The 6,567-nt window shown below is 71.3% G+C and carries 5 protein-coding genes; 3 read left to right on the top strand and 2 right to left on the bottom strand.

Going from position 1 to position 6,567, the window contains the following annotated elements:
• The 3 genes from VF330_RS00640 to VF330_RS00630 all read left to right on the top strand — a co-directional run.
• Window positions 1–1,984: vitamin B12 dependent-methionine synthase activation domain-containing protein (locus VF330_RS00640; protein WP_330849469.1), on the top strand; the 1,984-nt coding region annotated here is incomplete at its 5' end.
• A gap of 119 nt (window positions 1,985–2,103) precedes the next feature.
• The gene (locus VF330_RS00635) at window positions 2,104–3,141 is read left to right on the top strand and encodes a sugar ABC transporter substrate-binding protein (RefSeq protein ID WP_330849468.1); all 1,038 of its coding nucleotides are present in this window, start codon (window positions 2,104–2,106) and stop codon (window positions 3,139–3,141) included.
• Window positions 3,138–5,060, top strand: a complete 1,923-nt coding sequence (locus VF330_RS00630) for a bifunctional diguanylate cyclase/phosphodiesterase (protein ID WP_330849467.1) — start codon at window positions 3,138–3,140, stop codon at window positions 5,058–5,060. The genes VF330_RS00635 and VF330_RS00630 overlap by 4 nt, the downstream gene beginning before the upstream one ends.
• Here VF330_RS00630 and VF330_RS00625 read toward each other — a convergent pair.
• Together VF330_RS00625 and VF330_RS00620 are read right to left on the bottom strand one after the other, a co-directional pair.
• Window positions 5,051–5,980 carry a phosphotransferase gene (locus VF330_RS00625; RefSeq protein ID WP_330849466.1) on the bottom strand — a complete coding sequence of 310 codons (930 nt, stop codon included), beginning with the start codon at window positions 5,978–5,980 and terminating at the stop codon, window positions 5,051–5,053. The two genes, VF330_RS00630 and VF330_RS00625, sit on opposite strands and share 10 nt — an antisense overlap.
• A gap of 21 nt (window positions 5,981–6,001) precedes the next feature.
• Window positions 6,002–6,415 carry a nuclear transport factor 2 family protein gene (locus VF330_RS00620; RefSeq protein ID WP_330849465.1) on the bottom strand — a complete coding sequence of 138 codons (414 nt, stop codon included), beginning with the start codon at window positions 6,413–6,415 and terminating at the stop codon, window positions 6,002–6,004.
• Between the last annotated feature and the right edge of the window lie 152 nt (window positions 6,416–6,567).

Below are 6,567 nucleotides of genomic sequence, written 5' to 3'. Positions count from 1 at the left end.
CGCGTTGCCGCTGATCAAGGAGCGCTGTCCGGGCGCGCGCACCAGCGGCGGCATCTCGAACCTGTCGTTCTCCTTCCGCGGCAACGACGTCGTCCGCGAGGCCATGCACTCGGCGTTCCTGTTCCACGCCGTCAAGGCCGGGCTGGACATGGGCATCGTCAACGCCGGCCAGCTCGTGGTCTACCAGGACATCGCGCCCGAGCTGCTGGAACTGGTCGAGGACGTCATCTTCAACCGCCGCGAGGACGCGACGGACCGGCTCGTCGCGCACGCCGAGACCGTCAAGGGCCCCGGCCAGAAGCGCGTCGTCGACCTGTCGTGGCGCGAGGCCCCGGTCGCGAAGCGCCTGGAGCACGCGATCCTGCACGGCGTCGTCGACTTCATCGAGGACGACACCGAGGAGGCCCGCCAGGCGCTGCCGCGGCCGCTCGACGTCATCGAGGGCCCGCTGATGGACGGCATGAAGGTCGTCGGCGACCTGTTCGGCGCGGGCAAGATGTTCCTGCCCCAGGTGGTCAAGAGCGCCCGCGTGATGAAGCGCGCGGTCGCCTACCTGGAGCCGTTCATGGACGCCGAGCCCAAGTCGACTGCGGGCGGCAACGGCAAGGTCGTGCTCGCCACCGTCAAGGGCGACGTGCACGACATCGGCAAGAACATCGTCGGCGTCGTGCTGGGCTGCAACAACTACGAGGTGATCGACCTCGGCGTGATGGTCCCCGCGGCGAAGATCCTCGACACCGCGATCAAGGAGCACGCCGACGTCATCGGCCTGTCCGGGCTGATCACGCCGTCGCTCGACGAGATGGTCTCGGTGGCCGAGGAGATGCAGCGGCGCGGCATGAAGCTGCCGCTGCTGATCGGCGGCGCCACGACGTCCCGCCAGCACACGGCCGTGAAGATCGCGCCCGTCTACGACGAGCCGACCCTGCACGTGCTCGACGCGTCCCGGGTCGTCGGCGTCGTGTCCGACCTGCTCGACGACCGGCGCGGCCACGAGCTCAACCTCACGAACCGCGCAGAGCAGGCCCGGTTGCGCCACCAGCACGAGAACCGCAAGCAGCTGCCGTTGCTGCCGCTGGAGGCCGCGCGGGCGAACGCGGAGCAGGTCGACTTCACCGACCTGCCGACGCCCGCGTTCACCGGCACCCGCACGATGACGCCGTCCCTGGCGGAGCTGCGCGAGTTCATCGACTGGACCTTCCTGTTCCTCGCGTGGGAGCTGAAGGGCAAGTTCCCCGCGATCCTCGACCAGCCCGTCGCGCGCGAGCTCTTCGACGACGCGAACGCGCTGCTCGACGAGATCGTCGAGAAGGAGCTGTTCACGGCCAGGGGCGTCTACGGGTTCTGGCCCGCGCACTCCGAGGGCGACGACATCCGGCTCGGGAACGGCGTCCTGGTCCCGATGCTGCGCCAGCAGACGCAGAAGCAGGTGTCGCGGCCCAACCGGTCGCTGTCGGACTACGTCGCGCCCGAGGGCGACCACCTCGGCGGTTTCGCGGTGACGATCCTCGGCGCCGACGAGCTGGCCGCGAAGTACGAGGCGAAGCAGGACGACTACCGCGCCATCATGGTGAAGGCGCTGGCGGACCGGCTCGCCGAGGCGTTCGCCGAGTGGATCCACCTGCGAGCCCGCCGCGACTGGTTCGAGCCGGACGCCGACCCCGCGCTCACCGACCTGCACGCAGAGCGGTTCCGCGGCATCCGGCCCGCGCTGGGCTACCCGGCCTGCCCCGACCACACCGTGAAGCGCGAGCTGTTCGACCTGCTCGGCGCGGAGGAGATCGGCGTCGGGCTGACCGAGTCGTTCGCGATGACCCCGGCGGCGAGCGTCAGCGGCCTGATCTTCCAGCACCCGGACGCGAAGTACTTCACCGTCGGTCGGCTGGGCCGCGACCAGGTCGAGGACTACGCCGAACGGGTCGGCAAGCCGCTCGCGGAGGTCGAGCAGTGGTTGCGCCCCAACCTCGGCTACGACCCCGCCTGACCACCTCCGCTGCCTGAAAGCGCTTCCCCGGGCGGGGGTGCGTCCTGCCGGTCCGGCACCGGGAGAGGTAGGCTCGGCCGCTCTGGAGATCACTCGAACGGTCGAGCCCGAGGTCATCGATGCGAGCTGCGGCGCTGGTGCTGGGACTGGTGCTGTTGTCGGGCTGCGGAAGCTCCGCGAGGTCCGAGGCGCCGCCGCACGTCGGGTTCGTGGTGAAGCGCACGGGCTCGTCGTTCGCGCAGGAGATGACCAGCGGGTTCCACGAGGGCGTCGGCCGCGTGGGCGGTGTCGGCGCGACGGTGACCGGCCCGCCGGGACAGGACGGGCACGAGGAAGTCGAGCTGTTCGGCGGCCTGGCGGAGTCGGCGCGCGACGGGATCGCCGTGGCCACGTCCGAACCCGTGCTGATGGCGCCGTCCATCGGTGCGGCGCTGAGCCGGGACGTGCCCGTGGTGGGCGTCGACATGCGGCTCACCGCGAGCGCGCGGGTCGGGCTGCACATCGGTAACGACAACTACGAGCTCGGCGAAAAGCTGGCTGACGAGTTGATGCGCCGGATGCCCCCGGACGCCACCGGGACGGTGGTGCTGGGCAACACCGCGCCGGGCCTCGCCGGGTTCGACGACCGGGCCGACGGGATCCGCGGGCGGTTCGCGGAGAAACTACCGGGAGTGCGGGTGCTGGGGCCGTTCGACACGCAGCGCGACGACGACGCCAACCGGGACGCCTGGGGCCGGCTGGTCGCGGCGAACCCCGGCGCCCTCGCGTTCGTGGGCACGGGCGACTGCGACGGGGTCAGCCTCGCCGCCCTGAAGACGGAGAAGAAGTCGGCGAGATGGCTGGTGGGCGGCTTCGGGGTCGACCCGAGAACGTTGCGGGCGGTGAAGGACGGCGTGATGGTGGCGACGATCTCACCCGAGCACTATCTCGAGGGCGCCGTGGCAGGCTGGTTGCTCGCGCGCCACGCGAAGGGCGGGGCCGCGCTGCCGGAGGGCTGGATCGAGACGCCGGGGCTGACGGTGACCACCGCGAACCTCGACCGGATCCTGCGCCGGCAGGAGTCGGAACAGGCGCGCAGGGAGTTCTTCCAGCCGCAGATCGACAGCTTCGTCGAGGATCCGGCGAGCTGGGTGCGACCGTTGGAGCAGGCACGGTGAGCTTTGGGGAGAACCGCGCCACCGCACGGGTGGCGACGGTGGGGCTGACGCTCGGGCTGCTGGCCCTGGCGGGACTGGCGTTGTGGAGCAGCGTCAGCGCGCAGGACACGACCGCGTACGTCCGGCAGCTCAACGATGCCGGCGAGCGGTGGAGCCGCGTGCTGGAGCACGTCAACGTCGCCGACAACGCGTTGCACGACATCCAGCTGGCGCGGACGGAGCAGACCATCAGGCCGCTCGAGAACTCCGTCGGCTCGGCGCGCGCCGACCTGGAGTGGCTCAACAGCAACGCCCGGCCGTCCGACGCCGCCGTCGCGGGCCGCCTGCTGCCGCTCTACGACCAGACCACCGAGACCCTGCGCGGCGTGATCGCCACCGGCGACCCGCTGCGGGCCGACCAGGCCTCGCTCGCGCACTCGTCGCTGCGCAGGCAGATCTCGACGACGATAGGGGCCAACTGGCTCGACACCACCGAGTACCTGCGCGCGGCCGACGAGAAGAACGCGCAGCTGCGGGTGGCGCAGATCGTGGCGTTCGTCGTGGACGGGTTCCTGGTGGCGTTGTTCGGCATGGTGCTGCTCGGCTACCGGCGCAAGCTGCTGCGCCAGGCCGCGAAGAACGAGCACGAGGCGCACCACGACGCCCTGACGGGCCTGGCGAACCGGTCGCTGCTCGCGCGGCGGATGGAGCAGGCCGTCGAGAAGGCGCGCAAGAAGGACGAGCCGCTGGCGTTGCTGATCGTGGACCTGGACAGGTTCAAGGAGGTCAACGACTCCCTCGGCCACCACACCGGCGACCTGCTGCTGCGCCAGGTGGCCAACCGCCTGTCGTGGGCGGTGCGCGACACGGACCTGGTGGCGCGGCTGGGCGGCGACGAGTTCGCGGTGCTGCTGCCCGGCGTCGGCTCGGCCGACAACGCGAGCATGGTCGCGGAGAAGATCCTGCAGGCGCTGGCGATGCCGGTGACGCTGGAGGGCCTGGAGCTGGAGATCGCGGGCAGCGTCGGCGTGGCGCTGTGCCCGGCGGACTCCGGCGACGGCCACGAACTGCTGCGGCACGCGGACATCGCGATGTACGCGGCCAAGCGCGAGAAGTCCGGTGTGGCCGTGTACGACGCACGCCTGCACGAACGCGGTGCGGCGCACCTGACCGCCGTGACGGAGCTGCGGCACGCGATCGACCGCGGCGAGCTGTTCCTGCACTACCAGCCCAAGGCGCTGGCGAACACGGGCGCGGTGTGCGGGGTCGAGGCACTGGCCCGCTGGCAGCACCCGACGCGCGGCCTGGTCCGCCCGGACGAGTTCATCCCGGTGGCGGAGGAGAACGGGCTCATCGAGCCGCTGACCCGGTACGTGATCGACGCGGCGCTGCGCCAGTGCCGCGCCTGGTCGGACGCGGGCTGGGAGGTGCCGGTGTCGGTGAACGTGGGCGCGGCCTGCCTGCACCACACCGAGTTCCCCGGCGACGTGGCGGACCTGATCAAGCGCCACGGCCTGCCCGCCAGGCTGCTGACGCTGGAGATCACCGAGTCGGCGATCATCTCCGACCCGGACCGCGCGGTGGAGGTGCTGCGCGGCCTCACCGAGCTGGGCGTGCGGCTGTCGATAGACGACTTCGGCACCGGCTACTCGTCGATCTCGTACCTGCGCAGCATGCGGGTGCACGAGATGAAGCTCGACCGGTCGTTCGTCACGCACATGTGCACCGACGCCGGCGACTCGGCGATCGTGCACGCGCTGGTGGCGCTGGCCCGCAACTTCGGGCTCCAGGCCGTGGCGGAGGGCGTGGAGGACCAGGACACCTGGACGGCGCTGGCCGAGGCCGGGTGCGACGTGGTGCAGGGGTACTTCCTCAGCGAGCCGCTGCCCGCCGAGGAAGTCGTGTCCTGGCTGGGAGACCGCGCGGCGGCTCACGCGTAGACGTCGGTGTCCCGCCACTGGTCGATGAACGGCTTCATGAAGTCGACCATGGCGGGCAGCTGGTCCGCGCACGACAGGTAGGCGAGCACGCGGATCGCGCCGACGGCGTTGACGAACCGGAGCACCTCCCGGTCGAGCTCGCGCAGGCCGTTGGCGCGGGCGCCGCGGTCGTAGGCGGCTTCGAGCTCCAGCCCGAGGCCGCCGAGGTCCCACTCGACCGGCCCGCGCGTGACCAGCTCGAAGTCGGAGAACAACGGGCCGTTCGTGCTCGCGAAGATGTTCGCGGGCGGCGAGTCGCCGTGGATCGGCTGCAGCTCGATGCCCGGGAACCTGGCGCGGAACGCGGCCTCGTCGCCGACCAGCGGTTCGAGGACCTCCCACTCGCGCCTGGCCCTGGCGAGGTCCTCGGGCGTGACGAGGTCGGCGAGCCGGTCGAGGCCCTCCCGCACGAACTCCGGCTCCGCCGACGACAGGAACCCGAGCTCGCCGGGGTAGTCCCGCAGGGCGCGGTGCAGGTCGGCGGTCAGCTCGCAGTTGCGGGCGTAGTCCGGCTCGCTGCTCTTGTCCTCGTCGGTGAACGGCCAGAACGTGATGGAGAAACCGTTGCGCCGCACCGGTTCGCGGGGCACCAGCGGGCTCGGCGGGATCACCGGGGTGCCCTGGTCGTACAACCACTGCGCCACGTCGAGCTCCTGCTGCTGGCGCTTCTGCAGGCTCTCCGGCGTGGTGGTGTGCGGCAGGACGGTCGGGACGCGGGCCACCACCGGTGACGGCGCGAGGTGCACCACGACGGAGAACAGCTCGTAGAGCACCCTGCCCTCGGTGATCTCCAGGCCGAGCTCACGTCCCGCCGCCACGGCGGCCTCGGTGGCCGCGGCGGTGCGGCGGGCGATGTCCTCGGGGGTCGCGAAGGCAGTCATCGCACGATCGTGTCATGACGGCTAGGCCGGGCGCAGATCATTTACCGCCCGGCCGAACCCGGCGTGGTCCAGGTAGTCCCGCGACTCGACGATCAGCCCGTCGCGGACCCGGACGACGATGACGCCCGGCACGGTCCAGCCGCCGTCGCCGCGGTAGGCGAACTCGCCGACGACCACCTCGGGGTCGCCGGTCCGGTGGACGCGCAGGTCCTCGACGCGGAAGCCCGTCAGGCCGCTCGACCCCGCTTCCGCGAAGCGTTCCCGGACCTCCTCGCGACTGAGCAGCGGGGTGTCGGCGGGGTTCATCGGGTGCCGCACGTCGGTGACCTCGGCGTAGTACCCGGCCAGCACGTCGAGCTGCGCGCGGTCGCCGTTCTGCAGCCTGCACGCGCCGTCGAGCACGGTGCGGAAAACGTCTTCTGGAGTGGTCGTCATCGGGGAGTCCCTCATTTCCGGAGTCATCACTCCGGATAATACGGAGTCGATACTCCGGTTGGCAACGGCGAAGATGGCGGCATGCGGAGCGACGCGCGGGCGAACCGGGACCGGGTGCTGGCCGCGGCCGAGGAGGTCTTCGCCGAGTCCGG

Source organism: Lentzea sp., from assembly GCF_036380075.1.
In the GTDB taxonomy this organism is placed as follows: Bacteria; Actinomycetota; Actinomycetes; order Mycobacteriales; family Pseudonocardiaceae; genus Lentzea.
Note: the sequence above shows the minus strand (reverse complement) of the source record. Positions and strands in the feature narration are given on the sequence as shown.

Bases quoted from the DNA above. Each gene is read 5' to 3' on its own strand.
- VF330_RS00635 (WP_330849468.1), top strand. From the start codon at position 2,104: ATGCGAGCTGCGGCGCTGGTGCTGGGACTGGTGCTGTTGTCGGGCTGC.
- VF330_RS00625 (WP_330849466.1), bottom strand. From the start codon at position 5,980: ATGACTGCCTTCGCGACCCCCGAGGACATCGCCCGCCGCACCGCCGCG.
- VF330_RS00620 (WP_330849465.1), bottom strand. From the start codon at position 6,415: ATGACGACCACTCCAGAAGACGTTTTCCGCACCGTGCTCGACGGCGCG.